At 69.2% G+C, this 15,300-nt stretch carries 16 protein-coding genes; 9 read left to right on the forward strand and 7 right to left on the reverse strand.

Annotated elements, in window-relative coordinates; genetic code table 11:
* The first annotated feature begins 55 nt into the window (after positions 1–55).
* Together CFP71_RS26005 and CFP71_RS26010 are read left to right on the forward strand one after the other, a co-directional pair.
* Entirely contained in the window at positions 56–991 is a 936-nt protein-coding gene (locus CFP71_RS26005) for an ATP-binding cassette domain-containing protein (RefSeq protein WP_093936568.1), read from the forward strand.
* Between the two features lie 41 nt (positions 992–1,032).
* On the forward strand, positions 1,033–1,809 hold the full coding sequence (locus tag CFP71_RS26010; RefSeq protein WP_093936569.1) for an ABC transporter permease: 777 nt from the start codon (positions 1,033–1,035) through the stop codon (positions 1,807–1,809).
* Here the strand turns inward: CFP71_RS26010 and CFP71_RS26015 are convergent.
* The 3 genes from CFP71_RS26015 to CFP71_RS26025 all read right to left on the reverse strand — a co-directional run bounded on the left by CFP71_RS26015 (position 1,793) and on the right by CFP71_RS26025 (position 6,584).
* The gene (locus CFP71_RS26015) at positions 1,793–4,918 is read right to left on the reverse strand and encodes an AfsR/SARP family transcriptional regulator (protein ID WP_093936570.1); all 3,126 of its coding nucleotides are present in this window, start codon (positions 4,916–4,918) and stop codon (positions 1,793–1,795) included. The two genes, CFP71_RS26010 and CFP71_RS26015, sit on opposite strands and share 17 nt — an antisense overlap.
* A gap of 83 nt (positions 4,919–5,001) precedes the next feature.
* Complete coding sequence (locus CFP71_RS26020; RefSeq protein WP_093936571.1) at positions 5,002–5,553, reverse strand: YbhB/YbcL family Raf kinase inhibitor-like protein; 552 nt, start codon at positions 5,551–5,553, stop codon at positions 5,002–5,004.
* 236 nt (positions 5,554–5,789) lie between these two features.
* The gene (locus CFP71_RS26025) at positions 5,790–6,584 is read right to left on the reverse strand and encodes an NBR1-Ig-like domain-containing protein (RefSeq protein ID WP_244199834.1); all 795 of its coding nucleotides are present in this window, start codon (positions 6,582–6,584) and stop codon (positions 5,790–5,792) included.
* Between the two features lie 230 nt (positions 6,585–6,814).
* On the opposite strand from CFP71_RS26025, the gene CFP71_RS26030 reads away from it, so the two are divergent.
* Both CFP71_RS26030 and CFP71_RS26035 read left to right on the forward strand, forming a co-directional pair.
* A complete protein-coding gene (locus CFP71_RS26030) occupies positions 6,815–7,636 on the forward strand; it encodes a peptidoglycan-binding domain-containing protein (protein ID WP_093936572.1) in 822 nt (273 codons plus the stop codon).
* A 60-nt stretch (positions 7,637–7,696) separates the two neighbouring features.
* The gene (locus CFP71_RS26035) at positions 7,697–8,095 is read left to right on the forward strand and encodes a hypothetical protein (RefSeq protein WP_093936573.1); all 399 of its coding nucleotides are present in this window, start codon (positions 7,697–7,699) and stop codon (positions 8,093–8,095) included.
* A 39-nt stretch (positions 8,096–8,134) separates the two neighbouring features.
* On the opposite strand, the gene CFP71_RS26040 is transcribed toward CFP71_RS26035, so the two are convergent.
* Together CFP71_RS26040 and CFP71_RS26045 are read right to left on the reverse strand one after the other, a co-directional pair.
* The gene (locus CFP71_RS26040; RefSeq protein ID WP_093936574.1) at positions 8,135–9,703 is read right to left on the reverse strand and encodes an outer membrane protein assembly factor BamB family protein; all 1,569 of its coding nucleotides are present in this window, start codon (positions 9,701–9,703) and stop codon (positions 8,135–8,137) included.
* A gap of 49 nt (positions 9,704–9,752) precedes the next feature.
* Positions 9,753–10,436 (reverse strand): GbsR/MarR family transcriptional regulator, encoded by a 684-nt coding sequence (locus CFP71_RS26045; RefSeq protein ID WP_093936575.1) that lies wholly within the window; start codon positions 10,434–10,436, stop codon positions 9,753–9,755.
* 144 nt (positions 10,437–10,580) lie between these two features.
* Between CFP71_RS26045 and CFP71_RS26050 the strand changes: the two genes are divergently transcribed.
* Entirely contained in the window at positions 10,581–11,396 is an 816-nt protein-coding gene (locus tag CFP71_RS26050) for an oxidoreductase (protein WP_093936576.1), read from the forward strand.
* Here the strand turns inward: CFP71_RS26050 and CFP71_RS26055 are convergent.
* Together CFP71_RS26055 and CFP71_RS26060 are read right to left on the reverse strand one after the other, a co-directional pair.
* Positions 11,393–11,593: a hypothetical protein gene (locus CFP71_RS26055; RefSeq protein ID WP_093936577.1), complete on the reverse strand. Its 201-nt coding sequence runs from the start codon at positions 11,591–11,593 to the stop codon at positions 11,393–11,395. The genes CFP71_RS26050 and CFP71_RS26055 overlap by 4 nt on opposite strands.
* A gap of 62 nt (positions 11,594–11,655) precedes the next feature.
* Positions 11,656–12,273 carry a TetR/AcrR family transcriptional regulator gene (locus CFP71_RS26060; protein WP_093936578.1) on the reverse strand — a complete coding sequence of 206 codons (618 nt, stop codon included), beginning with the start codon at positions 12,271–12,273 and terminating at the stop codon, positions 11,656–11,658.
* 67 nt (positions 12,274–12,340) lie between these two features.
* Between CFP71_RS26060 and CFP71_RS26065 the strand changes: the two genes are divergently transcribed.
* From CFP71_RS26065 to CFP71_RS26080, 4 genes are all read left to right on the forward strand, one after another.
* Positions 12,341–12,982 carry an MSMEG_1061 family FMN-dependent PPOX-type flavoprotein gene (locus CFP71_RS26065; RefSeq protein WP_093936579.1) on the forward strand — a complete coding sequence of 214 codons (642 nt, stop codon included), beginning with the start codon at positions 12,341–12,343 and terminating at the stop codon, positions 12,980–12,982.
* A 13-nt stretch (positions 12,983–12,995) separates the two neighbouring features.
* The gene (locus tag CFP71_RS26070; protein ID WP_093936585.1) at positions 12,996–13,892 is read left to right on the forward strand and encodes a PDR/VanB family oxidoreductase; all 897 of its coding nucleotides are present in this window, start codon (positions 12,996–12,998) and stop codon (positions 13,890–13,892) included.
* Between the two features lie 46 nt (positions 13,893–13,938).
* Complete coding sequence (locus CFP71_RS26075) at positions 13,939–14,895, forward strand: alpha/beta hydrolase (protein WP_093936580.1); 957 nt, start codon at positions 13,939–13,941, stop codon at positions 14,893–14,895.
* 84 nt (positions 14,896–14,979) lie between these two features.
* Positions 14,980–15,276: a DUF1540 domain-containing protein gene (locus CFP71_RS26080; protein WP_093936581.1), complete on the forward strand. Its 297-nt coding sequence runs from the start codon at positions 14,980–14,982 to the stop codon at positions 15,274–15,276.
* Positions 15,277–15,300: the final 24 nt, after the last annotated feature.

The following is a 15,300-nucleotide window of genomic DNA, read 5'->3' on the forward strand; positions in this document are numbered from 1 at the left end:
CCCGTGTCAGCGCCGTGGCGGGGCCGTGTCAGCGGGGCCGCCCAGAGTGGCTCCCATGAACGACACAGCGATTGCGGTCTCCGGACTGCGAAAGACCTTCGGTGACAAGGTCGTGCTCGACGGGATCGACCTGGAGGTCCCCGCGGGCACCATCTTCTCCCTGCTCGGCCCGAACGGGGCGGGCAAGACCACGACGGTGAACCTGCTGACCACCCTGATGAAGGCCGACGGCGGTACGGCCAGGGTCGCGGGCCACGACCTCACGACCGACGCCAAGGCGGTGCGGGCGGCGATCGGCGTCACCGGCCAGTTCGCGGCGGTGGACGAACTGCTCACCGGGCAGGAGAACCTCCAGCTGATGGTGGACCTGAACCGGCGCGCCGGCGGCGGCAAGCGGGTCGTGACCGACCTGCTGGAGCGCTTCGACCTGGTGGAATCGGCGAAGAAGCCGGCTTCGACCTACTCCGGCGGTATGCGCCGGAAGCTGGACCTGGCGATGACGCTGGTCGGCGATCCGCGGATCATCTTCCTCGACGAGCCGACCACGGGGCTGGACCCGCGCAGCCGTCGCACCATGTGGTCGATCATCCGTGATCTGGTGACCGGCGGCGTGACCATCTTCCTCACCACCCAGTACCTCGAAGAGGCCGACCAGCTCGCCGACCGGATCGCGGTCCTCGACCAGGGACACCTGGTCGCCACCGGCACCCCCGACGAACTCAAGCGCCGCATGCCGGGCACGCACGTCCGGCTCCGGTTCACCACGGTCGCCGAACTCGACGCGGCGGCGAGGATCTTCCCCGGCGCCACCCGGGACGACGAGACGCTGGCCCTGCGAGTCCCCAGCGACGGCGGAACGAAATCCCTGCGGGCGCTGCTCGACCGGCTCGACGAGCACTCGATCGCCGCCGGAGAGTTCTCCGTCCAGACCCCTGATCTCGATGACGTTTTCCTCGCCCTCACGGGCCACGACACGGAGGCAGCACTGTGACCACTCGAACCACGACCACTCGAACCACGAACACCCGGACCATGACCACGCAGACCACCACCTCGACCGCGCGCGCCAAGTCTCCTTCACTGGTGATGCTGCGCCGCAACTTCAAGCACCTGACCCGCAATCCGACCTCGGTGTTCAACGCGATCCTGATGCCGGTCGTGATGATGCTGATGTTCGTGTACGTGTTCGGAGACGCGTTCAGCGTCGGCGTCGACTACATCGACTACGCGACGCCGGGCCTGATGCTGCTCGCCGTCTGCTACGGCCTCGGGGCCACCGCGACCGCGGTGAACTCCGACATGACGAAGGGCATCATCAACCGCTTCAAGGTCATGGACGTCTCCCGCGGCGCGGTGCTGACCGGGCACGTGGTCGCCAGTCTGCTGACCAACCTGATCGCCATCGCGGCGCTCACCGGGGTGGCCTTCCTGCTGGGTTTCTCGCCGTCGGCGGGTTTCCTCGACTGGCTCGGTGTCGTCGGCATCGTGGTACTGCTCGGTTTCGCGGCGGGCTGGCTCACGATCGCGCTGGGCCTGGCGGCGAAATCCCCGGAAACCGCGGGCATCGCCTCCGTGCCGCTGGTCATGCTGCCGTTCTTCAGCAGCGCGATCGTCCCGGCCGAGAAGATGGGACCCGGGCTCCGGGAATTCGCGGAGTACCAGCCCTTCACCCCGATCATCGAGACCCTGCGCGGGCTGCTCAACGGGGCCCCGGCCGCGAGCGACGTGTTCCCGGCCCTCGGCTGGTGCGCCGGGATCGCGCTGGTCGGTTACCTGTGGGCGTCCTCGACGTTCAAGAAGCGAGCGTGACCTCGACCAACTTGTGCCAATCCGCAGTGGTGCCTTCCCGCGCCGCCTCCGCGAACTTCGCTTCGCCGAGGCGGCGCAGCACTGTCTCCTCGATGCGGGGGATCTCCGGATTCGACCGGTCCGGCAGCCCGCGCAGCTCGTCGGCCGCCGCGAGCAGTCGCACGGCCTGCTCCGGTTCGTCGCGGCGCAGGGCGAGGTCCGCGATTCCCACGATGATGTGAGAGATCAGCGGCACGTGCCGCACTTCGGCCGCCGCCTGCCAGGCTGCTTCCCGGTGTTTCCGGGCTTCGCCGAGATCCTCGGTGAGGTAGCCCAGCAGGTCGTGGGTGACGGCACGGACATGCCCCAGCTCCCCTTCGTCGCCCATGACGGCCGACGCGATGGCCAGCTGCTTCTTCGCTTCCTCGGCCTCGCCGCGCCAGCGTGCCAGTCCCGCCTGCGAAAGGGCGAGCATGCCCAGCGCTCCCGGCCAGGTGACCTGCTCGGCGCGGCGCCGTGCTTCGGCCGTGGCGGCGGCGCTGGCCTCCTCGTCGCCCATCAGCCAGAACAGCTCCGCCTGCCGTGACCGCAGCCGGATGAGGTCCTCGACGGAACCGACCTCGGTCACCACCGTGATCGCCTGTTCGTAGTACTCGCACGCGGTCGCGAACTCGCCCCTCGTGGCGAGCCGGTCCGCGAGTTCGGTCAGGGCGAACGAGATCCCGAACCGTTCGCCGAGGGCCCGGAATTCGCCGAGTGCCCGTTCGAGGTACACCTCCGCCTCCGGTCCGGAATGGCCGAGCGTGATCCGCATCTTGCCGAGGTGCAGCCTGCCCAGCGCGCGGACCCACGCGTTTTCGTCCTCCAGCACGGGTTCCCAGGCGGACAGCGTTTCCTCACCGGCCAGCATGCGCACCAGCGGGACGACGAGTCCGAGCAGCGGATGGTTGTGTTCGCTGTTCTGGCTGAGCCGGTACGACTCGTGGATCCACGTCGACGCGGTGTTCTCGTCGGCGAAACCGGAGCTCACGAACAGCGAGACGAGGCCGTACACGATGGCGGCGACGTCGTCGGGCACGTCACCCGGCGTCTCGACGGCCGCCTTGACCAGCTCCATGCCTTCCGCGCGGTGCCCGCTGAGCCACCAGTACCAGCCGCAGGCCGCCGCGAGCCGCATCGCCGCCGGCGCTTCGGCCGCCGCGAGCGCGCCGCGCATCGCGGCGGTGATGTTGTCGTGGTCGGCGTTGAGCTTGGCGAGCCATTCCAGTTGCTCGGCACGGCGGAGCATCGGCTCGGCTGCCTCGGCGAGCTCGGTGAAATAGGCGAGATGCGCGTCGCGCGCCAGTGCCGATTCGCCCGCTTCGGCGAGCCGGAGTTCGGCGTATTCCTTGATGGTGCCGAGCATCCGGTAGCGCGGCGCCTCGTCGCCCGCGGCGACCAGCAGCGACTTCTCGGTCAGCGCGGTGAGCAGTTCGAGCACCTCGTACTGCTCGACGGCTTCGCTCACGCAGACGTGCTCGGCCGCCTCCAGGCTCGCCCCGCCCGAGAACACCGAGAGCCGGCACAGGACCGTCCGTTCGGCGTCGCTCAGCAGCTCCCAGCTCCAGTCGACCATGGCGCGCAACGTCCGGTGCCGCGGCAACGCGGTCCGGCTGCCGCCGGTCAGCAGGCGGAACCGGTCGTCGAGCCGGTTGGCGAGCTGGTCGATGGACATGGTGCGCAACCGGGCGGCGGCGAGTTCGATCGCCAGTGGCATCCCGTCCAGCACCCGGCAAACGCGCGCCATCGTGGCCAACGTCGCCTCGTCGGCCACGAAATCCTTGCGCACCGCGCTCGCCCGGTCTCGCAGCAGCCGGACGGCGGGGGAGGATTCGATTTCGGCGGCAGCGGCGTGCGGCTCCGGCAAGGCCAGCGGTACGACCTGCCACAACGCCTCGCCGGTGATGCCGAGCGGTTCCCGGCTCGTCGCCAGGATCCGCAGCCGTCGGCATTCCCCGAGGACGCGATGCGCGAAGGCCGCGGCCGCTTCGATGACGTGCTCGCAGTTGTCGAGGATCAGCAGGACTTCGCGGTCGCGGATCGCGGCGATGATCCGGTCGGCGGGTTCGGCGTTCGGCGAGTCGCCGAGCAGCGCGTCCCGCAGTCCGAGCGCCGCGAGCGTCGCCTGCGCGACATCGCCGTCCGGGCCGATGGCCGCGAGCTCCACCAGCCACGCGCCGTCCGGCAGGTCGCCGAGCAAGGTCCGTGCGGTTTCCGTGGCCAGCCTGGTCTTTCCCGAACCGCCGGGGCCGATCAGCGTGGTGAGCCGGTGTTCGGCGACGAGGTCACGGACCTTGGCGACGTCGGCGTCCTTGCCGACGAAGCTGGTCAGCTCGGCGCGCACGTTGGTCTTGCGGTTCTCCTCCCGCCGTCCCAGCTCGCCGCGCAGCAGCGAGACGTGCACCGCCGACAGCTCGGGCGAAGGGTCGACACCGAGCGCGTCGGCGAGGGCTTCCCGCGTGCGCTGGTACACGAGCAGAGCTTCGGTGTCGCGTCCCGTCGCCGCGAGGGCCCTCATCAGCGCGGCGACGAGCCGCTCGCGCAAGGGGTGCGCGGCCGCCAGGTCGGTCAGCTCGGTGACCAGTTTCGCGCCGTGGCCGAGGTCGAGCTCCGCGTCGAACCGGTCCTCCAACGCCGTCAGGCGAAGCCCTTCGAGCCGGGTGACCGCCGCGTCGAACGCGTCGCTGTCCTGGAGGCCGACGTCCTGCATGGCCGCGCCACGCCACAGGGCGAGGGCCTCGCGCAGCCGCCTCGGCTCCTCCTCACCGCGGGCCTGGCCGACGAGACGCTCGAATCGCACGGCGTCGACGTCTTCGGGTGCGACCTTCAGCCGGTAGCCGTCCGGCTGTCCCTCGACGACCCCTTCCGGCAGTACCTTCCGCAGCCGGGAAACCAAGCGCTGCAAAGCGTTCGTCGCGTCGGCGGGCGGCTGTTCGCCCCAGATCCAGTCGACCAGCGTCGCCTTCGGGACCACGCGGCCCGGTTCGAGCGCGAGAGCGATCAGCAGTCCGCGCAGCCGGGCGCCCGGGACGTCGGCGAGGACGCCGTCAGCCGTGCGAACCTCGAACGAGCCCAGCATCCCGATCTGCATTGGGCCGATTTTGCCACGGGTGATCAGCGGGCCCACCGGCGCGGACACCGGTTGGCTCTGCGTATCCCGGCGGTGTCACCGAGCTACGACTCGCCGCTGATCCTCGCCGTGCCGATCGAGGCCGCCGCGATCGCCCTGGCGGCGGTCTGCGTCGACGAAGTGTTGTTCAGCGTGGTGAGCGACGTCTGGTTGAGGGCGTGCACGACGAACTCGTAGGTGTTCACGGTCGAGGGTGAGCACGGTCCCTGGTAGCCGTAGAGGCTCGCGCTCCCGCGGTAGTAGATCTGCCTGGAGCCGGCGGGAACGGGCGGCTTGTAGGCGTGCTGGACGTTCTGGGGCAGTGAGGCCGTCGTCGCGGGGATGTCGTAGATGACCCAGTGGATGAGGTTGTTGTTGTCGAGGTCGCGCATCACGATGGCGTAGCTCTTGGCCGCGGCGGGAGCGCCCGACCAGGCCAGCGGTGGCGACTCGTTCCTCTTGGCCGGATCGTTGCCGCCGCCACTGGTGCACTCGTGGACCTTCGGTATGAGGCCGCCGTTGGCGAAAGCGGTACTGGACAGGGTGAACGCGTTCGGGGCCGCCGAGGCCGCCGGGGAAAGGCAAGCGGCGCCGAGGGCGAACAAGGCGCAGAACACGATTCTCGTTGTTCTCACTGGAGACTCCCGAGGAATTTGGTGATTTTCTTGCGCGGAATTCAGCGTAGGCAGCCCGGAATGCGTCGGCTAGCGCACTTTTCCGGTCGAACGAGGTGTTTTCCGGTCGTGACGTCCGTCCACGCACAAGTGTCGTCCGTCTGATCACGTGTGTCGTCCGGTGGCGCTGCCGTGATCAGGCGGACGACACTGGTGATCAGGCGGACGACACGCGTGATTCAGGAGCGCACGAGCACGGAGAAGTAGATCGGCCTGTTGCCGGGGAACAGCTCCCGGTCCTGTTCGTCGACCATCTTCCAGAACACCTTGCAGTCGGCAGGGGCGGTCGGCGGGGTGCCCACGGTGACCGTCACCTGCACGTTTCCCTGCGGCGCGGTGTCGTTGACCGGGATCCGGTCCGGGGTGCGGCAGGCGCCGGGCGCGACCGGGAGGTCGGTGCGGCGCAGATACCGCTTCTTCCACTCGACGGTGCCGGTGTTCTTGAGTTCCCACACCTTCACGAACTGCGTGCCCGGCTTGACCACGGTGTCGTCGGGAATGGTCACGTCGGCGACGAACCTGCTCGAGTCGCCGGGGTGCGGAGGTTCGGGCGTGCCCTCGTCACCCGGCAGGAGGACGACCACGACGGCGGCGATCGCGGCGACCAGGACGAGGGCCAGCGGCACCAGGACCCGCTTGGACCGCCATCGTGAACGGGCGGGCGCGGGCTCGGGCTCACGCTCGGCGGACAGCACGAGCTGGACGCCCTGCCATCGGGCGTGCCACTCCTCTTCGTCACCGTCGCAGGCCCGGACGAACTCCCGGACGGTCTCCCAAGGCTGGAGCCGTCTGCCGGTGACGGTGAGGTGCAGGGTCGCGTGGGACACCGCGCCGGACTTCGCGGCCATCTTCCGGAAAGAGGGCTCCCCGGCCCGCGTCCGCAGCTTCCGCAGCTCGTCCATGAACGCTTCGAGCTCCGGCGTCCGTTCTCCCGCTTGCGCTCCCGGCACGCTTCCCCTCGCGTTCGTGTCCAACGTGACAACGATTTTCGTCACTCTGCGCGGCCAGGTGACTATATCGCGAACTTCGTCCCGATCGCCGTGCCGACCAGCGGGATCGTCCTGGCCCTGGCCCTGTCAAACGCTGTCAACCTGCGGTTTTTGACGTCAGACGTTCCGTACAGGTGGTTCCGGACGGCCCCTCGCCCAGGGCAAGGTCGGTCACGAGCTGTTCACAGGGAGCAGCACCGAGTGAAGGAGCAGTCATGCGCAAGGTGGCAACCGCCGCGACGTTCACCGCTCTGACCGGAGCCGCGCTCATGGGGGCCACGGCGGGGCAGCCCGCGGTGGCCGCGCCGTCGGTCAACATGGAGGCCGTGATCAAGGCGGCCATGTGGGATCCGTACAAAGCCGACCAGGCGATCACGCCGGGCTCCGGCCCGAGCGTCAAGGTCGTCGAAGAGGCGCTGGCGGCGAAGAACCTGCTCGACAAGAAGCAGGTCGACGGCCACTTCGGCACCTCCACGGTCAAGGCGTACGAGAAATACCAGAAGTCGCTGGGGCACAGCGGCCTGGCCGCCACCGGGCTGCCGGGCAAAGGCTCGCTGACCGAGCTGGGCAAGGGCCGCTACACCGTGACGGCGCCGATCAGCGTCGGTTCGAAGACCAGCCTGAACGGCAAGACGGTGAACAAGCGCACCGCCGACATGATCGCGGCCGCCGGGAAGAAGGCCGGGGTCAAGTTCACCGTCACGCAGGGCTCGTACAACGCCGGCGGGGTCGGCGCTTCGGGTGGCACGCACGACGGCGGCGGCGCCGTCGACATCTCGGTGAACAACATCTCGAACAAGACCGCCGCGGTGAAGGCCCTGCGCGAGGTCGGGTTCGCCGCGTGGCACCGCACCCCGAGCCAGGGTGACTGGGCCGAGCACATCCACGGCATCGCGATCAGCGACACCGACATGTCGCCGCAGGCGCAGGCCCAGGCCGGTGACTACTTCAAGGGGCTCAACGGCCTGGCGAGCCACGCCAAGGACGACGGTCCCCAGGTGAAGAAGGTGACCTGGGAGGAATTCAAGCGCGGCTGACTCACGGAATCCTGGGCGGGTGGCTTCGGCCGCCCGCCCTTTCTCCGTAAGGTCGTCCTCGTGGACGACATCATCGCGGGCCTGGACACCAGTACGTTCAGGCCGGTCGAGGGGTTCGCCGTGCGCTTGTTCCCGCGGGGAAGCGGGCTGGGACACGGGATGAGGTTCGTCGGCGGTGACGACACGGTGCTCGCCGAGTTCTCCTGGTGGGACAACGTGGAAGTGACCTTGCGGGGGTGGACGCTCGACGACGTCCCGCTGGGCACCCCGCGGGAGCCGTTCTTCGAATCCGATCAATGCTGGCTCTTGCTGATCTGGCGCGAGGGGGAGGACGTGCTGATCGCCGAGACGGACGATCCGCACGGTCCGGTCTTCGAACGGCGGTCACGAGTGCCCGCGTCGGCCTACCTCGACGCTTGGACGGTCGCCCTGCGTGAGGCTGGGTCTCCAGGTCCGTGAAGGCCTCCTTTCCTACCCTGAAGGTAGGCAAGGAGGCCTTCACGGACGGGCCGCGGGAAACCCGACGACCGGGGTGTCGCCCGCCCGGGCGGCCACCAGCGCGCCGGGCGCCGGGACGAGGGTGTGGCGGCCGGAGCCGGAAAGCAGGCCGCCGATCAGTTCCCCGGACGGCGGCCACGAAACCGGGAGAGTGGACGCCGGGGAGCCGTCGAGCTCCTGCCGGTGCACCACCATCCCGCCGCCGGGCGAGCCGCACAGGCGCAGGTACGCCGTCGGCGTGGTGGCCTGTGCCCGCCGGTCCGGGCAGGCGGCGAGGTCGACGGCCGTCCCGCCGTCCAGTGTGGCCGCGGTCGTCTTCCCGTTTTCGTCGTGTTCGGAGACGGCCACCGGGCCGAGCGTGATCCGGGCAGGCGCCTTGGGGTCCATTGTGGACAGCAGGGTGCCGGTGGCGGCGTCGAGCACGACGTCGGTGTCCTTGCCGCTCGCCAGCCCCGAGTACCGCAGCGACAGGGAAACCTTGCCACCGCCGGGGGACGAGTGCAGGTAGTAGTCGGCCTTCTCGTCCGACGGCCGGGCCACCGGCAGCCGGTGCTCCCAGCGCGGCGTGCCGGTGCGTTCGTCCAGGCCGAGCACGCCGATCCGGTCCTGGCACAGCAGCGGCGCCAGCACCACGTCACGGCCGCTCGCGGGCAGCGCGAACGGGGAAACGCAACCCTCGGGCGCCTTCCACGACCACAGCGGGCTTCCGGTGCGCAGGTCCAACGCGTCAACGCGGAAGTCGTTGTTCCCCAGGTAGGTGAGCGAAGGCAGCACGGTGGAGGTCGGCGCGAGCAGATCGGGCCCGTGCACGTCGTCGATCACCGTCTCCTGGACCGGAACGCCGGTGAACGCGTCGAGAATCGTGAGATGGTGGCGGCCCTTCCCGCCGTCGCGAGGAGCGAAGACGGCCAGCAGCAGAAGCCCGTCCGGAGTGGGGACGAGCGCGCGGACGTGGGCACCGGGCCGGGCGTAGGTCCAGCGCACCGCGCCCGTGGGCCCGTCGAGCGCGGTGACCCCGCCGCCGGTCCCGGCGACCGCCACCCCGGCGCCCGCCGCGACCACGTCGAGGACCGGTGAGGACGGGGTCCAGCTCCACGGCGCGGTCGTCACCCGATCGGCGAGCGCCGGCGCGGTGACGACAGTGCCCGGGCCGGCCGTCGTCGATCGCACGGCCAGCCCGGGCACGGTCGTCACAGCGGTCACCGTTCCCGCGGCGAGCACCGCCACGAGCGGGACCGCGAACCACCAGCGGACCGGTCGTGGAAGGCCCGCCACCACCAGCGTGACGACGGCGGCGATCGCGAGCACCGCCGTCGAACTCCCCGGGGTGCCGCTGCCGAGGTCCGTGCTCAGGCAGTAGATCGCCCAGCCGGTGGCGCCTGCCGCGAAGACCAGCGCGGAAACCCTCGCCCCGGTGGATTTTCCGAATGTCAGCAGGGCCGCGAGTACCGACGCCGCGGCGACCAGCGCCACTTCGAGATCCGGCCGGTCCGGGCGGACCGCCCCGCCGGAGAGGAACACCGCCAGTACCGCGCAGCCCGCGGCGAGCGCCGCGACCACCACTCCCATGATCGGATCCTGGCACGGCCGGAATCGCCGGGAGACCGTCGAAATGACGTCATCGCAGGCTCGTTCGCCGCCAGTGTTCGGCCGCCTCGCTCATGTCCTTGTGCAGATGCCGGAAGAACCGGCTGGTGGCCTCCAAACGCGCCCCGGCCGGACCGTCGAACAACCCGGCGCCCCGCCGGGTGACGTCCGCCCACGCGGTCATCGCGTCGAGACTGGCCTGCCAGGCCCGGTAGCCGAACTGATCGTCGACGACGTAGCGATAACGCCTGCCTTCGCGTACGCGGCCGATCAGCCCGCGTTGTTCCAGCCAGCCGACGGCCTTGGACACCGACGCGGGACTGACCTCCAGCCCGGCGGCGAGTTCGGCGGCGGTACTGCCGGCGGTGTCCCCGGTGAACAGGCAGGCCAGCACCCTGGCCATCATCGCCGGGACCCCGGTCGCGGCCATCATCCCGGCGAACTCGGTCTCGAAGTCCCGTAGCGCCTCCGGGGTGCGTTCGGCGGGTTCGGCGACCGGCGGCGGGCCCGGTTTGCGGCGGCGTGCCCGCCATCGCGTCGCTTGTTGCGCCCGGCCTGCCCGGTAGCCGTGCGCGCCGCCGTTGCGCGCCACCTCGCGGATGATCGTCGACTTCGGGCGGCCCATCCCGCGGGCGATCTCGGCGTAGGTGAGGCCCGCGGTCAAGCCCGAGGCGATCTGCCCGCGCTCGTCCTGGGTCAGGCGTTTTCCCGGCACGCGTTCTCCCGCTCCGGTGCATTCAGCTCCATGGTCATTGCATCGATTGTAAGCGGTTAACCTGCGAATACAGCGATCTTGCGTTGTCGAGAATGGAAATCGGGTGTTTCGTGAGCGGTGAAGAGACAAGGAGGTGCACCCGGGATGACGACCAAGGTCTGCCTGGTCACCGGCACTTCGTCGGGGATCGGCCACGCCACCGCGCTGGAACTCTCGCGCGCCGGGCACACGGTCTACGGCGCCGCGAGGCGCGTGGAGAAGATGGACGATCTCCGTGCGGCGGGCGGCCGTGCGCTGAAGATGGACGCCAGGGACGAGGGCGATCTCCGCCGCGCCGTCGACACCGTTCTCGAAGAGCAGGGAAGGATCGACGTCCTGGTCAACAACGCCGGGACCGTCCTGCACGGCGCCATCGAGGACGTGCCGCTGGACAGCGCGCGTGACCAGCTCGAAGTCAATCTCCTCGCGCCGGCGCGGCTGGTGCAGCTCGTGCTGCCCGCCATGCGGGAGCGGCGGTCCGGCACGATCGTCAACGTCTCGTCGATCGGCGGCGAGATCGCCTTGCCGTTCGGCGCTTGGTACTACGCGTCGAAGCACGCGCTCGAAGCCTTCTCCGACACGCTGCGCATGGAGGTCGAGCCCTTCGGCGTCGACGTCGTGATCATCCAGCCGGGCATCATCAAGACCGAGTTCGAAGATCGGACGTCCGCGCAGCTGCGGGAGATCTCCGGCGGCGGGGCGTACGGGGCGATGGCGGAAGCCATGGCGAGGCACGGCGAAACGGGACTCAGCGACGGCTCCGACCCCGCTGTCGTCGTGGAAGCCATCCGTGCCGCCATCGAGTCGGACCATCCGGAAACGCGCTACGCCGTCGGGCACCTCGCCGTGAAACTCCTGGAACTCAACAGGACCCTGCCGGACCGCGAATTCGACAAGCTCGCCACGCGCGCGACGCACTAGCCCGTCCGGCGGCGTGCGCGCGCGACGCCGACCCACAGCAGGATCGACACGAGGGCACCCGGCGCCGCCGTCAGGTACACCGGCCACGCGCGGAAGTCCGACATCCACAGCATGGCGACCAGGCCGAGGGTGATCAACGTCCACGCCAACGCGAGAGTGCCGCCTCTTCGCCGCCAGCGGGCGGCGAGGCCGCGCATCCTGTTCTCTGCTCGGATCACACCGGTGGGTACCCGCTCGGTGCCTGGTCAACCCCAAGAAATCAGGCGCGCAGGTAACCGGTGATCATCGCCACGAGTTCGTTCTCGAGCCGGGTGAGGTCGATGGAGTCGGGGGCGGCGATGAGCTGATGCACGGTCAGCTCCACGGTCGACGTGACGAGCCGGGCCGCGGTGTCCTTGTCCCGGACACGGACTTCGGGATGGACGTTGAGCAGATCGAGCAGATCGTCGATCATCTCCCACTTCACCCGGGTGACCCGCTCCAGTATTTCGCCGGAACGGGGCGCCTGCTCGATCATGATCCGCAGGAGCTGCGGGTCGTCGAGATGATTGTCGATCACCGTGCGCACGAACGCCCTGATGATGGTCTCCAGTGATTCGGACGATTCCTTGTAACGGCGCAGCGTCGCGGTGCCGCGGTCGCCGTCGAGGTGGCGGGTCAGCAGCTCGGCCAGGATCGCGTCCTTGTTCGGGTAGTACTGATACAGCGAACCGATCGAGACGCGGGCCTGTTCGGCGATCCGGTTCGTGGTCCCCGCGGAGTAGCCGTACTCGGCGAAAATGTGAGCAGCGGCGGCGAGGATGCGCTGCCGGGTCAGCTCGGCCCGGACCTGACGAGGCTGTTTACGTGGCTGGATGCGGCGCTGGTCCGACGTCATGGCACTCCCGGTGAAGCGGCCTGAAAGCGAGTAGCGGGCAGACTGAACAATTGCTCATAATTGTGCCATGACCAGCAGTTATCTCGTCAATGAGACGCGTCCGCGCCGGATCTCGTACGAGGAGGTGCGTGCCCGGCTCGGCGAGCCGGAGGCGATGATCAAGGCCAAGGTCCACGACCGCGTCGACAGGCACGGCCACCGGTTCATCGCCCATTCGCCGTTCGTGGCGATGGCGACCGCGGACGCGACCGGCCTGCCCGACTGCTCACCGCGCGGCGACTACCCGGGTTTCGTCAAGGTGCTCGACGAACGCACCCTCGCCATCCCCGACCGGCCGGGCAACAAACTCGCCGACTCGTTCCGCAACCTCGCCGAGAACGACGGGATCGGGTTGATGTTCGTGGTCCCGGGGATGCGGGAAGTGTTCCGGGTCAACGGTCACGCGTATCCCACCGACGAACCGGACGTGCTCGCCCGGATGCGCACCGAAGGCAAGGCGGCGGAACTGGCGATCATCGTGGAGGTCGCCGAGACGTTCTTCCACTGCGGGCGCGCGCTGGTCCGGTCCCGGCTCTGGGATCCCGCGAGCCAGGCACTGGCCGACGAATTGCCGTCCGCGGGCGAGATCGCCACCGAGCAGATGGGCCTCGACGTCGATCCGTCGGTGCTGGAGGAGATGCTCGAAACCAGCTACCGGCAGCTGTACTGAGGTGATTCCCTTGATGCAACAGACCATTCTCGACCGCGTCGAGCCGGTCGCCGAAGGCACCGTCTCCCTCGTCCTGCGCGGGGCCGACGGCCCGCTGGCCCCTTGGGAGCCGGGCGCGCATATCGACCTGGCGCTGCCGAACTGGCTGACCAGGCAGTATTCGCTGTGCGGGGATCCGGCCGATCGCGGCAGCTACCGGGTCGCCGTCCGGCACGACCGGCTCAGCCGGGGCGGTTCGGAGTACATCCACCTGTTCCTCCGCGCGGGCCGCACCCTCGATGTCTCGTTGCCGCGCAACAACTTCCCCTTGCTGCCGGCGCCGGAGTACTTGTTCATCGCGGGCGGGATCGGGATCACTCCCGTCCTGTCGATGATGGCGGCGGCGGGCACTTCGGCCAGGTTGGTGTACGTGGGCAGGTCGGTGGCCACCATGCCATTCGTCGCCGAACTCCAGGCCGCCTACGGTGACCGGGTGCAGGTCCACGCCACCGACGAACACGGCAGGCCTGACTTCGCAGCCTTGGCGGCCGGACTCGGTCCGCGGGCACTGGTTTACTGCTGTGGCCCCGCTTCGATGCTCGACGCGGCCGAGGCGGCGTTTCCCGCGCCGGGGTTGCATCTTGAGCGTTTCCAGCCGGTGGTCAAGGAATTCGCGCCGAATGCCCCGTTCGAAGTGAACTGTGTCCGATCAGGACGGACGGTGGCCGTCGCGGCGGAGGAGTCCTTGTTGGACGCTTTACGCCACGCGGGGTACCCGATCCAGTCCGGATGCCGCGAAGGGGTTTGCGGCAGCTGCGAGATCGGCGTCGTCGGTGGTGAACCGGAGCACCGCGACGACATCGGCGCACCGCCGGGGCGCATGTACTGCTGTGTCTCGCGTGCGTCCTCGCGGCTCGACCTCGACCTCTGACCCCGTCGTATACGGCTTGTCGGCGGCCGGTGGCTAGGCTCGCGCGATGGTCGAGCCCGCATACGATCCCGAACTCGCCGCCGTGTTGCCCGCGCTGGCGGGGCATGTCCCGGTCGGCATGACGGCGGAACAGCTGGAGCGCTATCGGTCGTTGAAGTTCCCGTCCATCGAAGAGCAGATCGGCGATCGCCCGGTCACCTGGACCGATCACACGATCCCCGGGCATGGCGGCGCGGAGATCGTGGTCTCGGTCATCGCGCGCGAGGATCATCGCGGTGGCGGGCCGGGGATCTATCACGTCCACGGCGGCGGAATGGTGATGGCCGACCGGTTCGCGTCGGTGCACCCGCTCGTCGAGTGGGCGATGAAGTACGACGCTGTCGCGGTCACCGTCGAATTCCGCCGCGCGCCGGAACATCCGCATCCGGTGCCGGTGGAGGACTGCTACGCCGGTCTGGAGTGGATGGCCGCGCACGCGGACGAGCTGGGCTTCGACCCCGGACGGCTGGTCATCTTCGGCGGGAGCGGCGGCGGTGGCCTGGCCGCTGGTGTCACGCTGATGGCGCGCGACCGAGGCGGGCCGGTGTTGTCCGGTCAGTTGCTCCAATGCCCGATGATCGACGATCGCAACGAGACCGTGTCGGCGCGGGAATACGACGGCGTCGGCGTCTGGGACCGGACCAGCAACCTGACGGCGTGGACGATGGTCCTGGGGGAGCGGCGGGGCGCGCCGGACGTCTCGCCCTACGCGGCTCCGGCGCGCGCGACGGATCTCAGCGGATTGCCTCCGACGTTCATCGACGTCGGCGCCGTCGAGGTGTTCCGGGACGAGGCCGTGGCCTACGCGAGCGCGATCTGGGCCGCCGGAGGAGAGGCGGAACTGCACGTCTGGGGCGGCGCCTTCCACGGTTTTCACGACCTCGCGCCGGAATCGGCCGTCGCCCGATCGTGCCTCGCCGCGCGGGAATCGTGGCTGGACCGGCTGCTCGCCAGAGGTGAATGAATTTCCCCGAATTGCCGCGAGGGGAAAGCGGTGTAACCCTGGTCATACCGAACGACACCACCACCACGAAGTACAGGAGTCGTTATGACCACCACGGAAATGCCCGCTGTCCACGAATGCACGGTCAGCGGATGTTCCTACAACCACGACGGCTGCCACGCTTTCGCCATCACGGTGGGCGGCGGCAACGGCTCGGCCGATTGCGGAACGTTCGTCCCGCTGAACACCAAAGGCGGACTCGATCGGGTGACCGCGCAGGTGGGTGCCTGCTCCCGGTCCGATTGCAAGCACAATTCCGCTTTGGAATGCACCGCTTCGAGTGTCCGCGTCGGGCCGGGTGAAGGCGACCACGCCGCGAATTGCCTGACCTACGCCAAGTAAGCGGTAAGTACATGAAGGCCCCCT

It is taken from the genome of Amycolatopsis thailandensis (assembly GCF_002234405.1).
Lineage (GTDB): Bacteria > Actinomycetota > Actinomycetes > Mycobacteriales > Pseudonocardiaceae > Amycolatopsis > Amycolatopsis thailandensis.